This is a genomic window from Bordetella genomosp. 7 (assembly GCF_002261265.1).
Lineage (GTDB): Bacteria > Pseudomonadota > Gammaproteobacteria > Burkholderiales > Burkholderiaceae_B > Bordetella_A.
Genome location: NZ_NEVK01000004.1, coordinates 96,421 through 121,746 on the forward strand (window position 1 = coordinate 96,421; position 25,326 = coordinate 121,746).

20 protein-coding genes are annotated in these 25,326 nt (G+C 64.5%); 15 read left to right on the top strand and 5 right to left on the bottom strand.

Going from position 1 to position 25,326, the window contains the following annotated elements; all coding sequences use genetic code 11:
- Positions 1–5 precede the first annotated feature (5 nt).
- The 7 genes from CAL19_RS07710 to CAL19_RS07735 all read left to right on the top strand — a co-directional run bounded on the left by CAL19_RS07710 (position 6) and on the right by CAL19_RS07735 (position 9,989).
- Positions 6–485, top strand: coding sequence for a low affinity iron permease family protein (locus CAL19_RS07710; protein ID WP_094796470.1), 480 nt, complete (start codon positions 6–8; stop codon positions 483–485).
- Between the two features lie 44 nt (positions 486–529).
- Positions 530–934, top strand: coding sequence for a hypothetical protein (locus CAL19_RS07715; RefSeq protein ID WP_094796471.1), 405 nt, complete (start codon positions 530–532; stop codon positions 932–934).
- 44 nt (positions 935–978) lie between these two features.
- Positions 979–1,176: a hypothetical protein gene (locus CAL19_RS19585; protein ID WP_141214363.1), complete on the top strand. Its 198-nt coding sequence runs from the start codon at positions 979–981 to the stop codon at positions 1,174–1,176.
- A 577-nt stretch (positions 1,177–1,753) separates the two neighbouring features.
- Positions 1,754–2,461 carry a helix-turn-helix transcriptional regulator gene (locus CAL19_RS07720; RefSeq protein WP_249276288.1) on the top strand — a complete coding sequence of 236 codons (708 nt, stop codon included), beginning with the start codon at positions 1,754–1,756 and terminating at the stop codon, positions 2,459–2,461.
- Positions 2,462–2,846: 385 nt separating this feature from the next.
- On the top strand, positions 2,847–8,771 hold the full coding sequence (locus tag CAL19_RS07725) for a YadA-like family protein (RefSeq protein ID WP_170941509.1): 5,925 nt from the start codon (positions 2,847–2,849) through the stop codon (positions 8,769–8,771).
- A 103-nt stretch (positions 8,772–8,874) separates the two neighbouring features.
- Complete coding sequence (bamE, locus tag CAL19_RS07730) at positions 8,875–9,414, top strand: outer membrane protein assembly factor BamE (protein WP_081745780.1); 540 nt, start codon at positions 8,875–8,877, stop codon at positions 9,412–9,414.
- An 11-nt stretch (positions 9,415–9,425) separates the two neighbouring features.
- Entirely contained in the window at positions 9,426–9,989 is a 564-nt protein-coding gene (locus tag CAL19_RS07735; protein WP_141214365.1) for a SecDF P1 head subdomain-containing protein, read from the top strand.
- 36 nt (positions 9,990–10,025) lie between these two features.
- On the opposite strand, the gene norR is transcribed toward CAL19_RS07735, so the two are convergent.
- On the bottom strand, positions 10,026–11,546 hold the full coding sequence (norR, locus tag CAL19_RS07740) for a nitric oxide reductase transcriptional regulator NorR (RefSeq protein ID WP_094796475.1): 1,521 nt from the start codon (positions 11,544–11,546) through the stop codon (positions 10,026–10,028).
- Positions 11,547–11,694: 148 nt separating this feature from the next.
- Between norR and CAL19_RS07745 the strand changes: the two genes are divergently transcribed.
- Complete coding sequence (locus tag CAL19_RS07745) at positions 11,695–12,210, top strand: hemerythrin domain-containing protein (protein WP_094796476.1); 516 nt, start codon at positions 11,695–11,697, stop codon at positions 12,208–12,210.
- Positions 12,211–12,281: 71 nt separating this feature from the next.
- On the opposite strand, the gene CAL19_RS07750 is transcribed toward CAL19_RS07745, so the two are convergent.
- Both CAL19_RS07750 and CAL19_RS07755 read right to left on the bottom strand, forming a co-directional pair.
- On the bottom strand, positions 12,282–13,262 hold the full coding sequence (locus CAL19_RS07750) for a Bug family tripartite tricarboxylate transporter substrate binding protein (protein WP_170941510.1): 981 nt from the start codon (positions 13,260–13,262) through the stop codon (positions 12,282–12,284).
- A 128-nt stretch (positions 13,263–13,390) separates the two neighbouring features.
- Positions 13,391–14,323 carry a YicC/YloC family endoribonuclease gene (locus tag CAL19_RS07755; RefSeq protein WP_026641291.1) on the bottom strand — a complete coding sequence of 311 codons (933 nt, stop codon included), beginning with the start codon at positions 14,321–14,323 and terminating at the stop codon, positions 13,391–13,393.
- A gap of 120 nt (positions 14,324–14,443) precedes the next feature.
- Here CAL19_RS07755 and rph point away from each other — a divergent pair, with 120 nt between their 5' ends.
- A complete protein-coding gene (gene rph / locus CAL19_RS07760) occupies positions 14,444–15,187 on the top strand; it encodes a ribonuclease PH (RefSeq protein WP_094796478.1) in 744 nt (247 codons plus the stop codon).
- A gap of 241 nt (positions 15,188–15,428) precedes the next feature.
- On the opposite strand, the gene CAL19_RS07765 is transcribed toward rph, so the two are convergent.
- The gene (locus CAL19_RS07765; RefSeq protein ID WP_094796479.1) at positions 15,429–16,805 is read right to left on the bottom strand and encodes an MmgE/PrpD family protein; all 1,377 of its coding nucleotides are present in this window, start codon (positions 16,803–16,805) and stop codon (positions 15,429–15,431) included.
- Entirely contained in the window at positions 16,805–17,965 is a 1,161-nt protein-coding gene (locus CAL19_RS07770; protein WP_026641294.1) for an acyl-CoA dehydrogenase family protein, read from the bottom strand. Before CAL19_RS07770 ends, CAL19_RS07765 begins: the two co-directional genes overlap by 1 nt.
- A gap of 118 nt (positions 17,966–18,083) precedes the next feature.
- Here CAL19_RS07770 and CAL19_RS07775 point away from each other — a divergent pair, with 118 nt between their 5' ends.
- From CAL19_RS07775 to ntrC, 6 genes are all read left to right on the top strand, one after another.
- A complete protein-coding gene (locus CAL19_RS07775; RefSeq protein WP_026641295.1) occupies positions 18,084–18,992 on the top strand; it encodes a LysR substrate-binding domain-containing protein in 909 nt (302 codons plus the stop codon).
- A gap of 80 nt (positions 18,993–19,072) precedes the next feature.
- Positions 19,073–19,708 carry an RdgB/HAM1 family non-canonical purine NTP pyrophosphatase gene (rdgB, locus tag CAL19_RS07780; protein ID WP_094796480.1) on the top strand — a complete coding sequence of 212 codons (636 nt, stop codon included), beginning with the start codon at positions 19,073–19,075 and terminating at the stop codon, positions 19,706–19,708.
- A 3-nt stretch (positions 19,709–19,711) separates the two neighbouring features.
- A complete protein-coding gene (gene hemW / locus CAL19_RS07785; protein WP_094796481.1) occupies positions 19,712–20,929 on the top strand; it encodes a radical SAM family heme chaperone HemW in 1,218 nt (405 codons plus the stop codon).
- A gap of 200 nt (positions 20,930–21,129) precedes the next feature.
- The gene (gene glnA / locus CAL19_RS07790; protein ID WP_026641298.1) at positions 21,130–22,542 is read left to right on the top strand and encodes a type I glutamate--ammonia ligase; all 1,413 of its coding nucleotides are present in this window, start codon (positions 21,130–21,132) and stop codon (positions 22,540–22,542) included.
- A 197-nt stretch (positions 22,543–22,739) separates the two neighbouring features.
- Positions 22,740–23,804 carry a nitrogen regulation protein NR(II) gene (gene glnL, locus CAL19_RS07795; RefSeq protein ID WP_038852714.1) on the top strand — a complete coding sequence of 355 codons (1,065 nt, stop codon included), beginning with the start codon at positions 22,740–22,742 and terminating at the stop codon, positions 23,802–23,804.
- A complete protein-coding gene (gene ntrC, locus CAL19_RS07800) occupies positions 23,801–25,303 on the top strand; it encodes a nitrogen regulation protein NR(I) (RefSeq protein ID WP_026641300.1) in 1,503 nt (500 codons plus the stop codon). The genes glnL and ntrC overlap by 4 nt, the downstream gene beginning before the upstream one ends.
- Positions 25,304–25,326 lie beyond the last annotated feature (23 nt).

Below are 25,326 nucleotides of genomic sequence, written 5' to 3' on the forward strand. Positions count from 1 at the left end.
CAGTCATGAAGCCTCGTACTCGTAGCGGCAAGCTCGAACGTGGCGGCCGCAGGCGGGCCGCTCGACAGAGCCGGCCGGAACCCAGGCAGGCGCGGCCGCAGTCTTCGGCGGCCCGCATGTTCGACCATTTCGCTACCGCGGTGGCGCGCGCCACCGGGTCGCCTATCGCTTTTGGCATGGCTGTCGCACTGATCGTACTGTGGGCGATCGCCGGCCCGTGGGCAGGGTTTTCGGAAGTCTGGCAGCTGGTGGTGAACACCGGCACCACGATCATCACCTTCCTGATGGTCTTCCTTATCCAGCAGAACCAGAACAAGGACAGCCGGGCGCTGCACGTCAAGTTGGACGAACTGCTGATGGCCCTGAAAGGGGCGAACGAGAAGCTAGTGGACATTGAAGAAATGGAAGAGGACGAACTCGACGAAGTGGTCGAGCGGTACCGCCAGCTGGCGCTGGCCGCGCGCAAACGCAAATCGCTCAAGTAGCGGCATGTCGCTTGCTGCGGCGATCACCTGCCAAGGAGACGACTATGCAAGTTTTTCCGTTTACACCCCGCTGTGCCGGGTTGTTGGCCGCGTGCCTGCTAGCCGTGCCTGTGGCGCTGGCCAGCCAGGCGCCCCTTGCGCCCGGCGCCGGTTCCACGGAGCCGGGTACGCACCCGATGCCAGACAGCAGCCGCATGCGCGATGGTGATTCGGCCACGCAGGCGCAGAGCGACTCAAACCCCAAGCGGCCCAGCGCGAGCCCCGGCGAGCGGCTGCGGCCGCCTACCCAGCCCGAGCAGCAGAAGCCCGTGCCGGCGCAGGCCGATCCCCAGCCGATGCCCGGCGGTCAGGGCCAGGTGAAATCGGGGCAACAGGGCCCCGACGGGAACGGGCAGATACCCGGCGGGCGCGCCGGCTCCGGCGGTCACAAACATGGTTCTGGCCGTTAGCCGCGCCTGCCGTCCGTGGCGAACCTTATGACAGGAGGCATCCCATGAATAACTTCACCCTCGTGCACCGAGAACCGGCTGGCCCGCCGGGCGTCCCGCCCGGCGAGCCCAACTGGCCCGGCCAGCCCGCTCCGGAGGAACCCACGCCGGATACGCACCCCCCGCCTTACGACCCCGATCGCGTTCCCGGAACGCCCCAGGGCCCCAACCCGTCATCCCCCGACGGAATCGATATCGCCTGACTGCGAAGGTTCCGGGCTGCCCCCCTCTTTATTCCATCACTTTAGTAATCCAGGAATAAAACGACTGCGCTAAATGGGATAGGGCGAATATTGCGGTTATTTCATGCTTAGAATGACTGCATGTAATATGAATTTGCATTTGTTTGCTTTCAACGCGCATATAGACGCAAATTCAGGAGGATTAATCTATTCCCTGTTGCACATAATGACCCACTCTTCCGAGGATAGATATTGATACGCAGAGTTACAGCCTCGGCTGTTTACTTATTCCTCGAAACTTGCGGAAGGGTAGGCTATTGTGCAGGCGCTTATTGGTTATCCGGCAAACTCGTCCGTGCGGGACCCGGCCAACGGGCCGGGCGCATTGGTATTCAAGTTTCGCCAAGGCGGGGCCCATTTACTGCTGTGCAATGGTTTCGACGCCTCCGACCCCGCCGAACCCCGTCGGCAGGCGGCGCCTGACGCCCAGCGCCATGCCAGCGCCGGCGTGGCGCTGCAGCGATTGATCACATCGGATTCCTGGCTGCTGGCGTATGCGCGCCAGCGCCTTACCGTGTTATGCAGAGGCGCATTGTTGGTGCTGCCCGAGTTCCAGCTGGTACTGCTGCGTGGCCAGGAGATCAACTGCGGAAGCTTCCAGGACTTCCACGGCACCTTGTTGCTGATGCACGATACCGCCATGTCGCCGCAGGACCGCAAACTCCTGGCGCAGCGCCCGGCCGATGTGCGTTTCGACAGCGCCTGGGCGCGGTTGCTGATGGCGTATCTGGGCGCGCTCGACGCGGCCACACTGGCTTTCATTGGCCGTGAAGAATCGGGCGGCGCCTTGATAGAACAGCAGATCATGAGCCTGCTTCGGCGCGCCCTGCGCGAGAGAGCCGGCGGGGCCAGGCCATGGCTGCAGCGCTGCGCGTCCCCTGAGCGGGCCCAGAGCCGCGGGGAGCTCCTGTACCGGAACATTTGCGCGTGGGTGGAAGATAACTTCGCGATGGCCGAGATAAGCAGCGAATTGGCCGCCGATCATTTTCAGGTGTCGCCGCGCTACGTGCAGAACCTGTTCTCGCGCTATGGCGACGGCGTGACATTCGTGGCCTTGGTGCGCAACAAGCGTCTTTGTCGCGCTATGGAGATGCTGGCCGATCCGCGTTACGCACATCAGAACATTTCCGAAATTTGCTGGAACTGCGGTTTCACCGACCCTGTTTATTTCGGAAAGATATTCCGGGAAAAGTTCGGCATGACGCCCGGACAGGCGCGTCGCCATAGCTTCAATTCAGCATCGTGATCAGGCTCGGCGCAGGGCTGTTTTCATATTCTGGATACGGGAAGACCATCGGAAATTCGGCACGCTTAACAATGTTTGTGTTTGTTAATCACGTAAGTGCTAGTTTCATGCGCATTAGAACTAATTCACACAAGCGCAGTGAAGCGAATATATCGGCGACCGCAGGATTAGATGCTTTAACAGCATAAATGCGGGCACAACGCCGGTTTACGCGGGACTGAAGTTCGCCATGCCGCGCAAATAAATCGCAGGTTTGATGCATTCACCGTCGCATGCCATTGCATGCGACGTAGGCGTCGTGTTGCCTGTTTCCGATAACAGATCAGTCCCCAGCGCACTTTGGCGTCCGGCGATCACAGCGATCATTGACAGAGTAGAGATCAGCATGAACAAGACTTACCGAACGGTTTGGTGCGAATCGACCGGCACTTATGTTGCTGTTGGCGAAAACGTCAAGGCCCGGGGCAAGCGTACGTCGGGTGCCCGGTTGCTGTCCCGTGCCGCTTTGGCGGTCTTGGCGGCGGGCGCGGCAGGCGTCTCGTACGCAGACGTGACGATTCCCGACAGTACCAACCCGGGCGGCTGGGACGGCAATCAAATTGTTTTCGATGGCGGCAGCGGCAGTATTGTGTTCAGCCAGGGCGGCACCGTAACCGGCCTGACCGACGCCACGCTGGACGCCGCCAGTACCGAGGCCGTGACCGGTCGCCAGGTTTACGCCGTCGACCAGAAGGCACAGGCCGCGCAGGATTCCGTCAATGCCCTGGACGCCAGTGCGGTGAAGTTCAATGCGGGCAAGACCGCCATCGACGTGCAGAATGCCAGGATCACCAACTTGCAGAATGGCGCCGTGGCTGCGGGCAGCAAAGAAGCCGTCACCGGCGGCCAGCTTTTCACAGTGGACCAGAAGGCGCAGGCGGCGCAGTCCGCGATCACGACGCTGGATGCGAGCGCGGTGAAGTTCAACGCGGGCAAGACGGCCGTGGACTTGCAGAATGCCAGGATCACCAACCTGCAGAACGGTTCGCTGGCCGCCGGCAGCAAAGAGGCCGTGACAGGGGGCCAACTGTTTGTGACCAACCAGGAAGTCAACACCATCAATCAGCATCTGGCCAAGCTCGGACTGGGCAGCGTTGCTGCGACGTACTCGGGAGTCAAATATTTTCGCGTCAAGTCCGCTGCGGCTGACGCGGCGGCCGACGGCCAGGAAGCCGTTGCCGTAGGGCCGGCGGCCAGCGCTGCCGGGGCTTCCAGCATCGCCATGGGCGATGGCGCCAGCACGCAGGCTGAAGGGGAAGGCGCCATCGCGATCGGCCGGCAGGCTGCCGCCGCCGGCAAGGGTACGGTTGCGCTTGGCGACGGGGCGCGGGTCGAATCGGAATTCGTGGAGGACGCACTGGCCATGGGCACGGACGCCGCGATAAGCGGCGACTACAGCAGCGGGGCTACGGCTATCGGTGCGCGGGCCGATGCCAGCGCCGCCAACGCGGTAGCCGTTGGGGCGGACGCCGCGGCATCCGGCACGAACTCGGTTGCGTTGGGCGCGGCCAGTGCGCAGGGCGGCAATGCGCTGGCTGCCGGCACCGGCGCGCAAGCGCATGCGGCCAACAGCATCGCGCTGGGCACCGGCGCGGGCGTCAATACCCTGGGAACCGCAGGCAATGACCGGACTTCGCACATTGCCATCGGCACCCGTGCGGGCCGGGACGTTGTGGGCAATCAGACCATCGCGCTGGGCTACGAGGCCGGCTCGGGCGTGCAGGGCGACCAGAACATCGCGATCGGCTCGCAGGCCGGCGCCGGTGTAGACGGCGACCTGAACGTCGCTATTGGGTACCAGGCCAATCGCAACGCCAACGAGGTCGACCACGCGACGGCCGTGGGCTCGAACACCTACGCTGAGCGCGACGCGGCGGCCCTGGGCTACCAGGCCAGCGCGCAAGGCGAAGGCTCGGTCGCGCTGGGCACGCAGGCGCGCGTGACGAGCGGCCAGGGCGTCGCGCTGGGCAAGAATGCGGTTTCCGACGGAGCCGGCGTGGCGCTGGGCGCGAATTCGGCTGCGCTGGCCAGCGACGCCAACGGCGTGGGCTATCTGACCGGCAGCACTTTCCCCGGTGGCAGTGTGGTGTCGGTGGGCAATACCGCTACAGGCAGCAAGCGTCGCATTGTCAACGTGGCAGACGGGTCGGCGACCTACGACGCGGTCAACGTGGGGCAGCTGCGCAATGCGCAGCAAAAGGTCGCTGACCTGGTAGGTGGCCAGGTGGCGGTTGGACCCGACGGCGCCTACAGCGAAATCACCCTGGTGGACGCCGGAGGGGTGGAGCACAAGTACAACACCGTAGTCGACGCGCTGGGCGCTGTTACCAGCGGCGGCATCAGCGTGCTGCCGCCCGAAGCCGCCAAGTACAACGCGGACGGCACACTGAATGTGGCGGCCGCCAAGAGCGCGGGCGAGGCCGTGAACCTGCAGCAATTGAACGAAACCATCGATGCCAATGCGGCTCGCTACTACAGCGTGAATTCCAGCCTGCCGGGCAATCGCGGCAATACGAGCGCAACCGGCTACGACGCCATGGCCATCGGCCCCGTGGCCAGCGCACTGGGCAATTCCTCGCTGGCGATGGGCCACCAGGCTTATTCCCAGTCTGACCGGGCAGTGGCGCTGGGCTACAACACCAATGCCCTGGGCGCCAATACGACGGTGGTAGGCAACAACTCCTTTGCCTACGGCGAGAGCGGCGTGGCGATCGGCGACTCGGCGCGCAGCCAGGGAGACAACTCGATCGTCATCGGCACCAATGCCCAGGCCGACATCAAGAGCCCGGGCCAGACTGTCGACAACTCGGTCGTCATCGGCACAGAAGCAGAATCGACAGCCGACAATGGCGTGGCAATAGGCCAGAGCGCCCTTGCTTCCGATGTGCGCGGCATCGCCCAGGGTTATAACGCCGAAGCTTCGGCGCGCGATGCCACGGCCGTGGGCAGCAATGCCCATGCATCCGCGGCAGACGCGTCGGCCAGCGGCACGAATGCCATCGCATCGGGGGAAAGCGCCATCGCATCCGGCACGAACGCCAAGGGCTATGCACAGAACGGCATCGCGATGGGTCGTGGCGCGCAGGCAGGCCAGGCCGCGCCGCGCCCCGACGAGATCGCCAATAACGTCGATGCCATAGCCATCGGCACGGGCGCCCTGGCAAATGCGAAGAACGCGACCTCGCTGGGCCGCGCCGCCAGCGCCACGGCAGAGCAGGCACTGGCAATTGGCGATGGTTCGGCAGTAAGCGGCAGGCAGGCCAGCGCGCTGGGCGCAGGCAATTCCGTCACCGCAGAGAAAGGCCTGGCGTTGGGCGCTGCCAATGCGATCAACGGCGCAGGATCCGGCGCCACGGGCAACAGCAATACGGTCAGCGGCAATGACACCCAGGTGGTGGGCAACGCCAATCTGGTGGCGGCTGGCAATGCCGGTGCGTTCGGCAACGACAATACGCTGGGCAGCGCCGCCGCCGGAAGCCGCATCATCGGCAACGGCAACTCGCTGGCGGTGGCCGACGCGTTCATCATGGGCAACCGGGCCAGTGTCACTGTCGCGGGCGGCGTCGCCCTGGGCAGCGGCAGTCAATCGGCAGCGGGCGCCAACGTGATCGGCTATCAGCCCAATGGCAACGCCACGGCCGCCAACAATGCCATCGTCGCCACTCGCAGCACGACGGGCGCGGTGGCCGTGGGCGGCAACGGCACGCGACGCCAGATAACCGGCGTGGCGGCAGGTACCGCCGACACGGACGCGGTCAACGTCGCGCAACTGAAGGCAACAGGGTGGAACGTGCGCACCGATGGCGATGCGGCGACCCACGTCAGCACCGGCCAGGGGAACACGGTAGATATCGGCCTGGCCAATGGCGAGAACAACCTTACCGTTACGCGGACGTCGGCCAATGGCAATACCGTCATTGACTATGCGCTCAAGAAGAACCTCGATCTGGGCACGACGGGCAGCGTGAAGATGGGCGATACGGTGATCAATAACGCCGGCGTGGCGGTGGGCCCGAACGTGGCCCTGGGCAACACGGGGCTGGTCATTGCCAATGGCCCCAGTGTGACAACCGGCGGCATCAACGCGGGCGGCAAGACCATCACCAACGTGGCGGCGGGCGTCAATGGCACCGATGCGGTTAACGTGGATCAGCTCAAGGTCGTGGAGAACGTCGCCAATGCGGGGTGGAACCTGACCGCCGAAGGCGGCAACCCATCCAATGTCGCGCCGGGCGCCACCGTGGACCTGGCATCCAGCGACGGCAACATCGTGATCAGCAAGGGCGCGGCCGACGCGGACGTGAAGTTTGCGCTGGCCGACCAGATCAACGTGTCCAACGTGACGGTGTCCAACAACCTGAGCGTGGGCGGCACGACCAACCTGGGCAACAACACGCTGGTGGTCAGGCCGGGCGAGCTCGCCGTGGGTGGCAACACCACGGTGAACATGGGCGGCAACAAGGTCACCAATGTGGCCCGGGGCGAGGCGGGCACCGACGCGGTGAACGTGGACCAGCTGACCGAACTGGCCAACAGGCCGCTGAGCTTTACGGCCGACGCGGGCGCCCCGCTGGAACGCAAACTCGGCGAGGCGGTATCGTTTACCGGCGCGGATGCGAATATCCGTACCGAGACTACCGCAGGCGGCGTGAAGATCGCGCTGGCCCGCAACCTGGACCTGGGGCCAGACGGCAGTATCAAGCTCGGCGATGCCACCCTGGCGTCCAGCGGGCTGACTATCACAGGCGGCCCCAGCATCACCCATAGCGGCATCGACGCAGGCGGCAGCGCCATCGTCAATGTGGCGGCGGGGGTGAACGACACCGATGCCGTCAACGTCAGCCAGCTCAAGGGCATTGAAAATGTTGCGCGTACGGGATGGCAGTTGTCGGTCAACGGGAACGCGGCGGGCGACCAGACGCAGGTCAAGCCTGGCGAAGTGGTCGACTTCGCCAACGACGACGGCAACGTGGTCATCGCCAAGAACGGCAATGACGTCAAGGTAAACCTGAATCCCGACTTGGTCGTCGACTCCGTTACGGCAGGCGACACCGTACTCGATGACAGCGGGGTGAAGGTCGGAGACGACGTCACCTTGACTGCCGCGGGCCTCGGTGTAGGCAGCAACGTGTTCGTCGGCAATGACGGGCTGCGCGCCGGCAATGTCATCATCTCGGCCAGCACCGGCATCAACGCCGGTGGGTTCAAGATCACCAATGTCGCGGCCGGCACCGATCCCACCGACGCGGTCAACGTCAGCCAGCTGCGCGACGTTGAGCAGAACGTCTCCGACCTGAACGATCGCGCCGTGAAGTATGACGGCAACATCGGTGATCCGAAGAGCTCGATTACGCTCGAGGGCGACGTCTCGACCGATGGCGGCAAGACCGGCGGCACGAAGATCACGAATCTGGCCCAGGGCGAGATTTCGGAAACCAGTACCGATGCGGTGAACGGCGCTCAACTGCACGAGCAGGGCACGCAGGTGGCCGATGCGCTGGGCGGCAATTCGAAATATGAAAACGGCAAGCTGGTGACGGAACTGAACGTGGGCAGTAAGACCTACAACAATGTCAACGACGCCCTGAACGGCGTAAACAACGACCTGACGGACAAGATCGAGAACGTCGAGCAAATCGCCAACGCCGGCTGGCAGATCGAAGCCAATGGCGACGGAGCCTCCAAGGTTGCGCCAGGCAAGACGGTCGAATTCGTCAACGGCGACAACGTCGAGATCACCCGCAGTACCTCGGCGGACGGCAACAACACGATCAAGGTAAGCATGTCGCAAGACATCACGGTCAATTCGGTTACGGCCAAGGAAGTCAAGGCCGATACGGTAAGAGCCAAGGAAGTCGCGATCGAGAACGGCCCCACGATCAATCAGGGCGGCATCAACATGAACAATAAAAAGATCACCAATGTCGCCGCCGGCACGGCGCCTACCGATGCGGTCAACCTGGGCCAGCTGCAGTCGGCCACCGGCAGCCTGCAGAACCAGATCAACCAGGTCAAGGGCGACATGAGCCGGCTGAACAACAAGCTCAGTGCTGGGGTAGCGGCGGCCATGGCGACCGCCGGTCTTCCGCAGGCGTACTTGCCCGGCAAGAGCATGGCGGCGGTCGCGGGCGGAACCTATAACGGCGAATCGGGCTTTGCCTTGGGCGTTTCAACCGTATCCGACAACGGCAAGTGGGTACTGAAGCTGTCGGGCAATACCAACTCGCGTGGCGATTATGGCGGCGCGGTAGGGGTGGGCTACCAATGGTAAGCCGGGCCAGGACGTGACCCCGGTGCGGCCGCCCGGGGCCGCCGCGATCGCCTTCGCACGGCGCGGCGGATATGAGCCACACTCGATCTCAAAGGAACAATGCATGAAAACCGCTACTACCCCCCGCACGACGTGGCTTGCCTGCGGCGCAGCCGCCGTGTTGCTGGCCGGATGCGGCACGTTGAGCAATGTCAGCCGCGACGGCACGACGCAGCAGCCAGTTTTTCCGGATCGCGCCAAGGTCGCGCTCGAATCCGGCACATATCCCAATCTGCAGAATCTTGCCCAGCTGCAGCCGGGCGCGACCCGCGACCAGGTATACGATCTTGTCGGCCGTCCGCATTTCGCCGAAGGCTTCCAGGTGCGCGAGTGGGACTACCTGTTCCACTTCCATACCCCACAGGGCGTGCGCACTTGCCAATTCAAAGTGCTGTTCGACGATGACAAGATCGCACGCAGCTTCTATTGGGCGCCAGACGACTGCCGCCCCACAGGCGCGGCCGCCAGGCTTTCATCCCGGAATTTCACTTTGGGCAGCGATGTGTCGTTCGGGTTCGGCGGCGCGACGCTCGCGCCGGCCGGACAGACTCGCATTGCCGAAATCGCCACCGCTCTGCAGCGCGCGGGGACGGTCGAGCGATAAGGGGCTGTTTGATGAAAACCACCTTCGCACGACGATTGACGAGCAGCGTGGCTGCTGCAATAGGGCTGATCGCGCTCACGGCATGCCAGCACGCCGCGCCGCCTCGCGGCGACCGCGTGGCTGCAGCAACGCAAGCCGCAACCCCCGCCGGCAGCACGGCGGGCGGCGCGGCGATGGCGCAACCCGCGGTCAATGGGGCGCCTGTCGTGACGTTTCACCTGGCGCAACTGCAACCCGCCGAGGGCCTGGCGCGTGTGCAGCCGAATCCCCAGGTCAGCCTGTACGCGGCGCGCCAGCCGGTGTTCACACAGGCCGACCTGCGCCAGGTGATTCCCGTCCAAGACAGTCGGGGCCAGGTATTTCTGCGCTTTGAATTCAATCAGCGCGGGTCGGAAAAACTGGCGCAGGTGACAAGGGCCGCTATCGGCAACTACTTGCTGCTAAGCATCCGCGGCAGACTGGTGGCTATTCCGCGCATCCAGACGGCACATGAAGACGGCTCATTCCCGGTGCCATTTGACAGCGTGGAAGAGGCGCAATCGGTGGTCCGGCTGCTGCGCCAGGCTGCGGGCTGAACAAGCCGCCGAGCCCGCCCGGCGACCCGTTCTTCGCTATTGCTTCAGTCCGAGCCGGCGCGCCAGCTTGTGCAGGTTGCTCGAATCGATGTCCAGCGCGCGCGCCGCCCGCGCCCAATTGCCGCCATGGCGAGCCAGCGCTACACGGATGCTTGCCCGTTGCGCGTCGTCGACCGCCTGGCGCAGGGTCAGGCCCTCGGCGGCCTCGACGACCCCTGGCGCGGGCAGGGCGGGCGAGGGCGGCGGGCCGTCCAGGTCCAGCAGCCCGGCTTCCAGGGTAACGATTTCATTGGCGCGCAAGCCGCGACTCACCGCCTTGATGGTGGCGCGGCTGATCACATGTTCCAGTTCGCGCACATTGCCCGGCCATCGATAGCGGCGCAGTGCGTCCTGGGCTGTGCCCGAAAGCCTCAGGCTGCGCAACCCGAGACGGGCGCGGTTGATTTCCAGGAAGCGGCCGGCCAGCAACAACACATCATCGCCGCGATCGCGCAAAGGAGGGATGGGGATGGGGTATACCGAAAGGCGATGATAAAGGTCCGCACGGAATGCGCCTACGCTGACCAGGTCGCGCAAGTTGCGATTGGTGGCCGCCACGATACGAACATCGACATGGCGCGGCCGATCGTCGCCCAGGCGCTGGATCTCGCCGTTCTGCAGGACGCGCAGCAATTTCGCCTGCACCGGCAACGGCAGCTCGCCCACTTCGTCCAGGAACAGCGTGCCGTGGTTGGCGGCCTCGAAACGGCCCGGCCGTTCCGTGATGGCGCCCGAGAACGCGCCTTTGGCGTGGCCGAACAATTCGCTTTCTGCCAGCGATTCCGGCAGCGCCGCGCAATTTACATGCACCAGCGGACGTGCGTGCCGCCGAGACAAGCGGTGCAGCCGATGCGCAAACAGTTCCTTGCCCACCCCTGTTTCGCCCAGGAGCAGCACGGGCAATTCGGAATCGGCCACCACTTGCAGCTCATGCAGCAGGTGGGCAATGGCGGGGCTTTGTCCCAACACTTCTGCGGCGGCCACATTCGCGGCGGCATCGCCGGCTGCCGGCCCGCGCACAGCCCGCAGCGCGCGGATCTCCGCTTCCAGGCGCGTGGTACGCACGGCGGCTTCCACAAGCGTGGCCAGGCGCTGCAGCTCGGCGCGCGCCTCTGCGCCGAAGGCGCCTACCTGCAAGGCGTCCAAAGTCAGCACACCCCATGGCTGGCCCTCTATATGCAGGCTGACGCCCATACAGTCGTGCACCGGTAATGGGCCTGGCACATCAGCCAGCAGGCCGTCGTATGGGTCGGGCAGGTCGCTGTCGTGGTGAAAGCAAGTAACGGTGCGCCGGCTGAGAATGGCAGCCAGCCGGGGATGCTGGCTGACCGCATACCGGCGGCCCAGCGCGTCCTGCACCAGGCCGTCCACCGCGACGGGCCGCAGGTGATCTTCTTCAAGCCGCAGCAAAGCCACGGCGCCGCAGCCGAAATGTGCGCGCAGGCTGGATACCAGCCGTTGCGAGCGCACGGCGGGGGGCAAATCGGCAACCAGATCCGCGATCAATAGCGTTTCCATAAGGGTGAAGTCTACCCTGATGGGGTATCAAAAACCCTGAGCGAGGCGGGTATTTTTGACCGTATTGGAACTTTCCTCTTGATTTTCCAGGAGATTTTCCTGGCATGGCGTTCGCTATAGCGTAGAGGCAATTTCTGACGGAGTTTTCATGAACCAAGCCGCTGATCTCATTTCCACTCCCACCGCCGAACAATGGTCCAATGCCCCCCTGGCCGAGCTGGTTGCGCACATTCTGCAGCGCTATCACGAGCGCCATCGCGAGCAACTGCGCCTGGCCATCGAACTCGCGCTGAAAGTCGAGCAGGTGCATGACGACCATGCCGATTGCCCGCAGGGCCTCGCCGAGCACTTGCACGATATGTTGCAAGAGCTCGAAAGCCATATGCGCAAGGAAGAACAGGTACTGTTTCCGCTCATCACCCAGGGCCGCGGCCCGCAGGCGGGCGCTCCCATTACCGTCATGCGCATGGAACACGACCAGCATGCCGATGCATTGGTGCGCCTGGACAGGCTTACCGGCGGCCTGAACCTGCCCGCCGGCGCATGCGGCACATGGACCAGGCTATACGACGAGCTGCGAACCTTCAAGCAAGACCTGGTCGACCATATCCGTCTGGAAAATACCGTGCTGTTTCCCAATGCATTGAATGGGCGCACGGCCTGACCACGCAAAAGGAAGCCGGCGCCTGCCCGGTTCATGAACCGGATCAGGCGCCGGCAGGCAGCGTGGCAGTCTTAGTTTGCCTTGATCCCGGCTTCCTTGATCAGCTTGCGCCATTTTTCGGTCTCGGCGGCCTGGTAGGCACGAAGATCCTGCGGCGTGCCGCCGCCCACTTCACCGCCCCGGTCTTCTACCCACTTGGTCACCTCGGCCTGCGCCAGGATTTCGGCGACGTCCTTGCTGGCCTTCTGCACGATGGCATCGGGCGTACCGGCCGGCGCGTGCAGGCCCCACCAGGCATGTACCGAGAAGTCGGCCAATTCGGTGTCGGCCTCGGCCACCGTAGGCACATCGGGCAGGGCGCGCACGCGCTTGGGGCTGGTTATGCCCATTAGCGTTGCCTTGCCGGCCTTTACGTAGGGCAACAGCACCGAGGCGTTGTGAAACAACACCTCGTATTGTCCCGACAGAAAGTCGGTGGTCATCTGCGAGCTGGCCTTGTACGGAATGCCTTCCATCTGGATGCCGGTCATCTGCTTGAGCAGTTCGGCCGAAAGATGCGGCGTGGTGCCGATGCCAGGGTGCCCATAGCGAAGTTTGCCGGGGTTCTGCTTTACATAGGCGACCAGTTCCTGCAAGTTCTTCACGGGTACGCTCGGATGCACGACAAACAGGTTGGGCATCGCCATGAGCATGGTCACCGGCTCGAAGTCTTTGACCGGGTCGTAGGGCAGGTTGTCCATCAGGCTGACCCCCACCGCCATGGCGCCGATGGTGCTTACCACCAACGTATAGCCATCAGGGGTGGCGCGCGACGCGCGTTCCGTGCCGATAATGCCGCCCAGGCCGGCGGCGTTCTCGATGACCACGGGCTGGCCCCACTTGGCCGACAATTTTTCGGCCACGAGGCGGCTGATGGAATCGGGGCTGCTGGCGGTGCCCGATGCCACAATGAACTTGACCGGCTTGTCGGGATAATCTTGCGCGGCCAGCGCGGCGTTGCCCAGTGCCAGCGCCAGCCCGGCAATGCCGGCCCCCACCCACTTGCTGAACATAGTGTCTCTCCTGGTTCTTAGAATATAGAGACTCACCATATCCCCGAAGCCGCGCGATTTGAATCGGGCAATCGCGGTACTTTTTCACAGCGTGAACTTATGCAGGCCGTGCGCCGGAAAGTGCCGCGTCATTCAATGTTCTGCGCCTGCTCTCGCATCTGCTCGATCAGCAATTTCAGATCCATGGCAGCGCGTGTGACGTCCATGCTGCCCGCCTTGGACCCCAGCGTATTGGCCTCGCGGTTCATTTCCTGGAACAGAAAATCCAGGCGCTTGCCGGCGCTGCCGCCGCCGCGCTTGCCGCCCGCCTTGGCTTTTTCATCGCCGCCCAGCAGGTGGCGCAGTTCTTCCAGGTGCGAGCGCAGCCGCGCCAGTTCTTCGGCGACATCCACGCGCAGCGCGAACAGGTTGGCCTCTTGCGCCAGGCGTTCGGAAAGCTCGGGGCCGGTGATATGCGCGAAGCCGCCGGGAAAGGCCGCCTCTACGGATTCGCGCAATTTGATCGCGAGCTTTTCACGGTGATCCGCCAATAATTGCGGCAGATGTGCTTCAACGGATTCGACGATGCGGCCCACGCCCTGGGCGCATTCCAGCATCGCGGCGGCCAGCCGCTGGCCTTCGCGTTCGCGGCCTTCCTGCAATTGGGTCAGCGCCTGTTTGGCCGCCTGCAGGCAGGCGGCGCCCCAGATCTGCGGATCCAGCGCATCATTGCCGCGCTGCCCCGGCCAGTTGAAGAGCTCGGCCAGGCGCGGCGCCGCAACGTCGGGCAGTATGTCGCGGGCCGCCTGCAACTGCCCGGCCAGGTGCTCAAGCCAGGCCGGGTCCAGCTTGGCGAGGTCGGCGCCGGCGTTGCGCGTATACGAGACCCGCACCTCGACCTTGCCACGCCCGAGGTTCGCGGTAAGCAATTCGCGCAGCGGGGTTTCGACATGCCTCAGTTCGTCGGGCAGGCGAAAGTACAGGTCCAGGTAGCGGCTGTTGACGCTGCGCAGTTCCAGGGCAAGGGTGCCCTGTTCGAGGTCGGCGCGGGCGTTGCCGAAAGCAGTCATGCTGCGGATCATGAGGATGTCCTGGTGAATTAAGCAATAGAGCAGGGCGGGCATGGCCCCGGTTTCCGGCAGGATACCTCAAACCTCCACGTACAATGCGGCGCAACATCCCCGTTTTAAGGAGTCTGCCCCGTGACCTCGACTTCCGCCTCGGCCGTGCCCCGTCCCTCGGGCCGCCTGGCCGACCAACTGCGCCCGTTCAGCCTGCAGCGCAGCTATACCCGCTATGCAGAAGGGTCCGTGCTGGTGCGCGCGGGCGACACGCACGTGCTGTGCACGGCCAGCGTGCTCGATAAGGTTCCGCCGTTTCTGAAAGGCCGCGGCGAAGGTTGGGTGACGGCCGAGTACGGCATGCTGCCGCGTGCGACGCATACGCGCGGCGACCGCGAGGCGGCGCGCGGCAAGCAAAGCGGGCGCACCCAGGAAATCCAGCGCCTGATCGGTCGCAGCCTGCGCGCCGTGTTCGATATGAAAGCGCTGGGCGAACGCACCCTGCACCTGGATTGCGACGTCTTGCAGGCAGACGGCGGCACGCGCTGCGCCAGCATCACGGGAGCCTGGGTGGCGGCGGCCGACGCCGTGGCGCTGTTGATGCAGCGTGGAGACCTGGCCGTCAACCCCATCCGCGACGCCGTGGCGGCCGTCTCGGTCGGCTTGGTGTCGGGCCGGCCGGTGCTCGACCTGGACTACGAAGAAGACTCAGCGTGCGAGGCTGACGTGAATGTCGTAATGACGGGGTCGGGCGCATTTGTCGAAGTGCAGGGCACCGGCGAAGGCGCTACCTTCACCCGCGCCGAGCTGGACGCCATGCTGGCGCTGGCCGAACAAGGCATCGCGCAATTGGTGCACCAACAGCGCACCGCCCTGAAGCAATAAGCCGCCATATCGCAGCGCGACGGGCGGTTCCCGAAGCGGCGGTGGCAGACACCCTATGGGTGTCAGACACCAATCTGAGCAGCGTCTCCGTTGCCGGTGTCTGACTCCCGAAGGGTGTCAGACACCTACATGCGAAGAGCGCGGTGTCTGACATTTTGGGGTGTCAGACGCCCAACCTGCACAGCGTATCCATTGCCGGTGTCTGACTCCCGGAGGGTGTCAGACACCTACATGCGAAACATCACTTCGCCGGCAGCAGCGATTGCACGCGCGGCAGGTTTTCCAGCCCCCATACCGATTCGATCAGGCTTCGCACTTCGGCTTCGGTGGCGGCCTGTGCATAGACCCCCAGCTGCAGCGTCTTTTCTTCGATCTCCGGACGACTCAGTGTATTGCCTGGATCGCCCTTGGGTTCGTCGACCCGCGCGTGCAGCACACGTCCGTCGGTGGTGCGCACGGTGACCTTGCCGATCCAGCGTTCGGGGTAGGCGCCGTCGACCTCGGCGTCGAGTTCCATGCGGAACTTGCCGCGCAGCGCCGCGATGTCCGGGTCGCCCAGCGCCGCGTCGAACTCGGCCAGGCCCGCCCGCCCGCTGCGCGCGATCAGCCCCAGCACCGTACCCATCGAAAACTTGGATTGATGCACCGTCTTGGGGTCGACCACCGGGCCCAGCACGTCAATGGCGCCCTGGTGCACATGCGCGATGACTTCGGCCAGGTCCTCGGCGCGCAGATCATGCTCGCGCATGGCCGACTGCAGCGCGTCTGCCGCGGGATGTGTGTGACGGCACGACGCATGGAACTTGAATGACGTTTCCGCCAGGGCCCAGCGCTGGCCCAGGCGATCCAGCAGGCGAGCAGGGTCCGCGTCACTGGACATGCCGGCGGCCATGCCCTGGGCGCCTTCCAGGATGCGCCGCGCCCCCGTGAAGCCTTCCTGGGCAAGGTAGGCCGCGGTCAGGCCGTCGGCCGCCGCCTTGGCAGTGTGCAATTGCTTGGAATCGGCCGCATCGCGCAGGAATTCCCACAAGCCGGCGGCCTGCGTGCCGGCCGAGCCCAGGGCGTGCAGCATCTGTTCGGCACTCAGGCCCAGCAGCCGGCCCACCGTGACGGCCGCCGCCAGCGTGCCCACCGTGCCGGTGGTGTGGAAGATCTTGTAGTGCGAGCGCCCCAGGAATTCGCCTACGCGTATGCCCACTTCGTAGCCCGCCACCGAAGCCACGAGCAGGTCCTTGCCCGAGCTGCCCAGCGCCTGGGCTACCGCCAGCGCGGGCGGAAACACCACGGCGGCAGGGTGGAACACCGAACCGTTGTGCACGTCGTCTTGTTCCACCACGTGTGCCGCCGCAGCGTTGACCATGGCGGCGAACAATGGCGAGGTCTGCCGCCGCGTGATCAGTACTTGCGATGGCCCGTCGGATGGCCCCATGGCCGCCGCATAGCGCTCGATGGCCTGCACCGCCCGCGCGCCCGCGCCCGCCAGTATCGAACCCAGGCAGTCAAGCAGCAGGTCTTCGGCTCGCCGCAATACGGCGGCAGGGATATCTTCAAAGCGCAGGTTGGCGGCGAATTCCGCGAGCGCGGCGCTGGGGTGGGAGTGGTGGTCGGCCATAGTCATCAGAATGAACGGGGCAGGCCCAGCACGTGCTCGGCCACATAGGCAAGAATCAGGTTGGTGGAAATCGGGGCAACCTGGTACAGGCGGGTTTCGCGGAATTTGCGCTCGACATCGTATTCATTGGCAAAGCCGAAGCCGCCATGGAACTGCAGGCAGGCGTTGGCCGCTTCCCATGACGCGTCGGCGGCCAGCAGCTTGGCCATGTTTGCCTGGGCGCCGCACGGCTGGTGGGCGTCAAACAGGCGGCAGGCTTCGTAGCGCATCAGGCTGGCCGCCTCGACGTTGATGTAGGCGCGCGAAATGGGAAATTGCACGCCCTGGTTCTGGCCGATGGGGCGGCCGAACACTACGCGCTCCTTGGCGTATGCCGTCACCTTGTCGATAAACCAGTAGCCGTCGCCGATGCATTCGGCGGCGATCAGCGTGCGTTCGGCGTTCAGGCCGTCCAGGATGTACTTGAAACCCTTGCCTTCTTCGCCGATCAGGTTCTCGACGGGAATTTCCAGGTTGTCGAAGAACAGCTCGTTGGTTTCATGGTTGACCATGTTGGGAATGGGCCGCACTTCCAGGCCATTCTTGACGGCGTGGTGCAGGTCAACCAGGAAAATCGACATGCCCTCGGATTTGCGGGTGACCTGTTCCAGCGGCGTGGTGCGGGCCAGCAGGATCATGTAGTCGGAATGTTGTACCCGCGAGATCCAGACCTTCTGCCCATTGATTACGTAGCGGTCGCCGCGACGCACGGCGGTGGTCTTGATCTTGGTGGTGTCGGTGCCGGTGGTGGGCTCGGTGACGCCCATCGATTGCAGGCGCAGTTCGCCGCTTGCGATGCGCGGCAGGAACTCGCGCTTTTGCGCTTCGGAGCCATGGCGCAGCAGGGTGCCCATGTTGTACATCTGGCCGTGGCACACGCCCGAGTTGCCGCCGCTGCGGTTGATTTCCTCCATAATGACCGACGCTTCGGTCAGGCCCAGGCCCGAGCCGCCATATTCCTGGGGAATCAGTGCCGCCAGCCAGCCGGCTTCGGTCAGCGCGTTGACGAATTCTTCGGGGTAGCCGCGCTGTTCGTCGATTTTCCGGAAGTATTCGCCGGAAAACTGCGAGCAAAGGTCGCGGACGGCTTCGCGGATGTCCTGGAATTGCGTATTGGTGTCAGACATGATTCGGGGTTCTATGATGAGGCCTACGGATAATCCGGCACTTTGCCGCAACCCGGGCGCGCTTGCCAATTTATGATTGCTTAATACCGGGTTAGCATTTGCCGAACAAGAGGAATACATGGCCGGGCATTTTGATCTGACCGATCTGCAGTTGATAGTACATATCGGCGACTGGCACAGCCTTACCCGCGGTGCCGAAAAAACGCATCTGTCGCTGCCGGCGGCCAGTACGCGCATCAAGAACCTCGAAGAGCACTTCGGTACGCAGCTGCTGTATCGCACCAGCCAGGGTGTCACGCTGACTCCTTCGGGCGAGGCCCTGACGCGCCATGCGCGCACCGTGATGCGGCAAATCGAGCAGCTGCGCGGCGACATGCAGGAATTTGCGCGCGGCGTAAAGGGCCACGTGCGGGTGTTGGCCAACACCACGGCCATGACCGAGTTCATGCCAGCCGTTCTCAGCCGCTTCCTGGCGGCCCACCCGGACGTCAACGTCGAACTGCGCGAACGCCTGAGCTACCTGATCGTGCGCGCCGTGGCCGAGGGTTCGGCCGACCTGGGCATCGTGGCCGGCTATACGGCAGACCAGAATCTGCAGTTCATTCCCTACCGCAAAGATCGCCTGGTGGTGGTCACCCCGGCCGGGCATCCGCTGGCTGGCGAGTCCGCCGTCGCGTTTGCCGATACGCTGGGCAACGATTACGTCGGCCTGTCCGAATGGAGCGCCATCCACCCCTTCCTGTTACAGGCCGCGGCGGCGCTGGGGCGCACCTTCAAGTTCCGGGTAGAGGTGGGCAACTTCGAGGCCGTGTGCCGCATGATAGAAAGCGGCGTGGGAATAGGCGTCATTCCCGAGTCGGTGGCGTTGCGCTATGCGCGCGGGCTGAACGTGGCCATCGTGCCCCTGATCGACGACTGGGCCCTGCGCGAACTGCAGATCTGCGTGCGCAACCGCGATGCCCTGCCGGCGTTTGCGCGCGAACTGCTCGACATGCTGGTGGCCGACGTGCCGGAACGCGAAAAATAGGCGCCACGCCAGGGCGGGCGCCACGCTCGGCGCCGCCGCCCCGGCACAGAGGCCCCCTGGCCCCGGACTACAATGGCGGCATGGATCCGAACAGCATCGATTTCCCCTACGGCCGGGTCGTCCTGGCTTCCAATAACCCGGGCAAACTGCGTGAGTTCTCGGCCCTGTTCGCCCCCTTGGGGATCGCGCTCGTTCCCCAGGGCGAACTCGGCGTGCCTGAAGCCGAAGAGCCGCATGTCACCTTCGTCGAGAACGCGCTGGCCAAGGCGCGTCATGCCAGCCGGCTGACCGGGCTGCCTGCGCTGGCCGACGATTCCGGGCTGTGCGTGCCCGCCTTGGGCGGGGCGCCCGGCGTATATTCCGCGCGCTATGCGCAGTTGGCCGACCCAGCGGCCGAACGCAGCGACGCCGCCAATAATGCCTTGCTGGTCCGCAACCTGGCAGGGGGGGCCGACCGCAGGGCGTCGTATGTCGCGCTGCTGGTGCTGGTGCGCACCCACGACGACCCCTGTCCGCTCATAGGCGAAGGCCTGTGGCACGGCCAGATCGTCGATGCTCCGCGGGGCCTGCATGGCTTTGGCTACGATCCGCATTTTCTGCTGCCCGAGCTGGGCCGAACTGCGGCCGAGCTGGATCCGGCCGAGAAAAACCGGGTCAGCCATCGCGCCCGGGGGCTGGCCCAGTTGCTCGACAGGCTGGCATCACCGCATAGGTAAGTCGTGGCCACTACCATACCTATCCGGCCCGCGGGCTCGAGCGCTACTGCGCGCACGGTGGTGCCGCCGGGCGCCACGCTGACGAGCCTGCCGCCCTTGTCTGTGTACGTACACGTGCCTTGGTGCGTGCGCAAATGTCCGTATTGCGACTTCAATTCGCATGCGATGCCCGCCGAGCTTCCCGAGCGTGCCTACCTGGACGCCTTGCGGGCGGATCTGGAGCAGGCGCTGCCGTTGGTCTGGGGCAGGCAGGTCATATCGGTTTTCCTGGGCGGAGGCACGCCCAGTCTGTTGTCGGCCGCCGCGCTTGACGAACTGTTGGCGATGCTGCGCGCCTGCCTGAACCTGCTGCCTGATGCCGAAATCACCATGGAGGCGAATCCCGGCGCCGCCGAGGCGGCGCGCTTGCGCGACTATGCCGCCAGCGGCGTCAATCGGTTGTCGCTGGGGATCCAGAGCTTCGATGATGCCCAATTGAAGAAGCTGGGCCGCATCCATGATGCCGCCCAGGCCCGCGCGGCCATCGATATGGCCCAGCGCGCTGTCGCGCGGGTCAACCTGGACGTCATGTTCGCGTTGCCCGGTCAAGACCTGGACGGCTGTGTCCAGGATCTGCGCCAGGCCCTGTCGTTCGGCACGGAACATCTGTCGCTGTATCACCTGACGCTTGAACCCAATACCGTATTTGCCAAGTATCCACCCGAGGTTCCCGATGACGACCTGAGCGCTGCCATGCAGGACGCGGTCGAAGAAACCCTGGCGTCAGCGGGCCTGCAGCGCTACGAAGTGTCCGCCTATGCGCGGCCGGGCGCCCGGTGCCGCCACAACCTCAATTATTGGGAATTCGGCGATTATCTGGGCTTGGGGCCTGGCGCGCACGGCAAGCTGTCGTTTCACGACCGCATCGTGCGGCAGGCGCGGCTGCGCAACCCCGAATCCTGGATGGCCGCTGCCGTGGCGCGGGATGGCACCCATGTTGCCGAGAACCGCAGCGTTCCGTCCGACGAATTGCCGTTCGAATTCATGCTCAACGCCTTGCGCCTTAAAGAAGGCGTCGCGGCCAGTTCGTTTACCGACCGTACGGGCGTGTCGCTGGCCGCCATCGCCAAGCGCCTGCAAACGGCCACCGAGCGAGGGCTGCTCGATGCAGACCCTGCGCGAATCCGCGCCACCCCCCTGGGCTGGCGCTTCCTGAACGACTTACAGGAAATCTTCCTGTAACGCTGCAATACGGTGCATGTATTGCACCAAAATTGTGCACCAAGACATCGCAGTGCGCACCGGTATGGTGCATAATGCCCCTTTCAATGCGCATATCTGAGCTCATGCCCTGAGTTGGGTCTTGGCATGCATCTTGCTTTATTGGGGTACGTGCCGGCCGGAACAGCGTACACCGCGGCGCTTTTATCAATGGAGATGACATGGCAAGCCCGAAAGACATCCTGAAACAGATCGCCGACCAAGAAGTCAAGTTTGTTGATTTCCGCTTCACCGACACTGCGGGTCGTGAGCATCACGTGTCGGTGCCCACCTCGGCCATCGATGAAGACAAGCTGGAAAGCGGCCAGGCTTTCGACGGTTCGTCCATCCCGGGCTGGAAGGGCATCGAAGCTTCCGACATGCTGCTCATTCCCGACCTGGACACCGCAAACCTCGATCCGTTCCGCGAAGAGCCGACGCTGATCTTCAGCTGCGACGTGGTCGAGCCCTCGGACCTGAAAGGGTACGACCGCGATCCGCGTTCGCTGGCCAAGCGCGCCGAAGCCTACCTGAAGTCTTCCGGCCTGGGCGACACCGCCTACTTCGGTCCCGAGCCCGAATTCTTCGTGTTCGACGGCGTGACCTGGAACACGGACATGTCGGGCACCTTCGTGAAGATCAAGTCCGAAGAGGCCTCGTGGTCGTCGGCCATTGAATTCGAAGGCGGCAACACCGGCCATCGCCCGGCGGTCAAGGGCGGGTATTTCCCCGTGCCCCCGGTCGATTCCTTCCAGGACATGCGTTCCGAGATGTGCCTGCTGCTCGAACAAATGGGTGTGCCGGTCGAAGTGCACCACCACGAAGTTGCCGGCCCCGGCCAGCTCGAGATCGGCACCAAGTTCAATACGCTGGTGCGCCGCGCCGACTGGAACCAGATCCTGAAATACGTCGTGCACAACGTCGCGCACGCCTACGGCAAGACCGCCACGTTCATGCCCAAGCCCGTGGTCGGCGACAACGGTTCCGGCATGCACGTGCACCAGTCCATCTGGAAAGATGGCCAGAACCTGTTTGCGGGCAACGGCTACGCGGGCCTGTCCGAGTTCGCCATGTACTACATCGGCGGCATCATCAAGCACGCGCGTGCGCTCAACGCCATCACCAACCCGGGCACCAACTCGTACAAGCGCCTGGTGCCGCACTTCGAAGCGCCGGTCAAGCTGGCCTACTCGGCCCGCAACCGCTCGGCCTCGATCCGCATCCCCTACGTCGGCAACCCCAAGGCGCGCCGTATCGAAACCCGCTTCCCGGATCCGCTGGCCAACCCCTACCTGGCTTTCTCGGCCCTGATGATGGCCGGCCTGGACGGCGTGCAGAACAAGATCCACCCCGGCGACCCCGCCGACAAGAACCTGTACGACCTGCCGCCGGAAGAAGACGCGAAGATCCCGACCGTCTGCGCATCGCTCGACCAGGCGCTCGAGGCGCTGGACAAAGACCGCGAGTTCCTGACCCGCGGCGGTGTGTTCAGCAACGACATGATCGACGCCTACCTGGCCCTGAAGGAAGGTGAAGTTCAGCGCCTGCGCATGACGACTCATCCGGTCGAGTTCGACATGTACTACAGCCTGTGATCTAGCTGGCAAGGCGGGTTCCGGTGTCTGCCCCGTTGGGCGTCAGGCACCGGGGCTTGCCGGCGCCATCTGATGGGCGCGGTGTCTGGAGTTCCTTGGGGCCCGGGCACTGGCGACCATAGCGCTGTGCGTCCCGAACAATGGCGGGCTGGTGGGCTTGAGAGTCCCTTGGTGCGTTTCCCCAGGTGCCGCGAATGATGAATGTCGAAGCGTTTGATCTTTTGGCCACGGCCATTCTGCTGCTGAACGGACGCGGGCATGTCGAACATGCCAATGCGGCTGCAGAAGACCTGTTCGGCCGTTCCCGCAGACAACTGAAGGGGCTGGCCGCAGCCAAGCTGTTTGACCATCCCGAGAACCTGCAGTCTTCCATCGACCGTGCCGTCGCGGGTCAGTTTGCCGATGTGCGTCAGCTGTCATCCGTGCGCCGCGCCAGCGAGTCTGTCGAGGTTTCCGTCACCACCGTATCATTGGCCAGCCAGGATTGGCCTGTATTGATCGAAGCGCGCGAGATCGAGCAGCGCGTATTGGCCGACCGCAATCATCGGCTGGTTGAAGAGATCGAAGCGCACCGCGAACTGCTGCGCAACCTGGCCCACGAAGTCAAGAACCCCCTGGGCGGGCTGCGCGGCGCTGCGCAGTTGCTCGAGGCCGAGCTGCCCAACGCGGCGTTGGCCGAATACACGCAGGTCATTATTTCGGAGGCCGACCGCCTGCAGGTGCTGGTGGATCGCCTGAGCGGCCCTCAGCGTGTGCCATTGCATACCCAGTCCGTCAACATTCACGAAGTCTGCGAGCGCGTCTGCGCGCTGATCCAGGCCGAATTTCGCGACCGAATCACCCTGGTGCGCGACTACGACGCATCCGTGCCCGACCTGCGTGGCGACGCCGCCCGCCTGATCCAGGCAGTACTTAATGTGGTGCGCAACGCCGCGCAGGAACTCTCGCAACAGGCCACAGGCCCCGATATCCCCGCTGGCCAGGTCACTCTGCGCACACGGGTTGCGCGCCAGGTGATGCTGGCGCACCGGCAGCATCGCCTGGCCCTGGTGCTGTCCGTCATCGACAACGGGCCCGGCGTTCCCGATTCGATCCGGGACCGCATCTTTCATCCGCTTGTGACGGCCCGTCCTGGCGGTACCGGCCTGGGCCTGAGCCTGGCCCAGGATTTTGTGCAGCAGCACGGAGGCATCATCGAGTTCGAATCCCGTCCCAGGCACACTGAATTCCGTCTGATCCTGCCCATGGAGCACCCTCTATGAGCAACCTAGTATGGATCGTTGACGACGACCAGGCCATACGGTGGGTACTTGAAAAAGCGCTGGCCAGGGCCGGCATTCCCACCCGCAGTTTCTCGCAGGCGCGCGACGTGCTTGAAGCGCTGGACGACCAGGCGCCGGCCGCCTTGGTATCCGACATACGCATGCCCGGCGGCAGCGGGCTGGACCTGCTGCGCCAGATTAAAGAACGCCATCCCCGCCTGCCCGTCATCGTCATGACCGCGTTCGCCGACCTGGACAGCACGGTATCGGCTTTCCAGGGCGGCGCCTTCGACTATCTGGCCAAGCCGTTCGACGTCAACGAGGCGGTGGAACTGATCGAGCGCGCGGTCAATGAATCGGCGCCGCACGATGATCGCTCCAGCGACATGGACACCGGCGAACCCGGCCCCGGCGGCGAGCGGTGGATGATGACGCAGTCATCTTCCACTGCCATGCAGGAAGTATTCCGCGCCATCGGCCGGCTGGCGCAATCGAAAGTCACGGTGCTGATCACCGGCGAATCGGGCACCGGCAAGGAGTTGGTGGCGCGGGCGCTGCACGGCCATGGGGCGAGGGCCGGCGGGCCTTTCGTTGCCCTGAATGCGGCGGCCATTCCGCGCGACCTGCTCGAAGCCGAGCTGTTCGGCCATGAACGCGGTGCGTTCACCGGCGCCAACACGCTGCGCCGCGGCCGTTTCGAAGAGGCGCACGGGGGCACCCTGTTCCTGGACGAAATCGGCGACATGCCGATCGAGCTGCAGACCCGGCTGCTGCGTGTGCTGGCCGAAGGCAGTTTCTACCGGGTAGGCGGCGCGCAGCCCGTTCGGGTCGACGTGCGCATCGTGGCGGCGACGCACCAGCCGCTGGAACAGCGCGTCGAGCAAGGCCTGTTCCGTGAAGATCTGTTCCACCGTTTGAACGTTATCCGCTTGCGCCTGCCGCCGTTGCGCGAGCGTGTCGAAGATATTCCTTCGCTGGCCAGCCATTTTCTGGCAGCCAGTGCGCGCTCGCTGGGCGTGCCGGTCAAGCGGCTGACGCCGGACGCGATGGCGGCGCTGCAGCGTTTCGAGTTTCCCGGCAATGTGCGCCAGCTCGAAAACTTCTGCCACTGGCTTACCGTGATGGCGCCGGGCCAGACCATCGAGCCCGCCGACCTGCCTCCCGAAATCCGTGCCACGCAGCTGCAACCGCAAGCATCCGTAAGCGGCGTCGCGGTGGCCGTGCAGGGCGGCTTCCCGGCGGGCACGGCGCCGCCTGCCGCGCCCCTGGCGCGCGTCGAAGGCGCCGACTGGCAGACAGCGTTGCTGCGCGATGCGCAGCAACGGCTGCAGCGCGGCGAGCCGGCCGTGATGGCAACCCTGACGCGTCAGTTCGAGCGCATCCTGCTGCAAAGCGCCCTGGATGCCAGCCGGGGCCGCCGCGTAGAGGCGGCCAGCCGCCTGGGCATCGGCCGCAATACCATTACGCGCAAGCTGCGGGAACTGGGCATCGAAGAGTAGGGCGGCGTGCGCCGACGCACAAC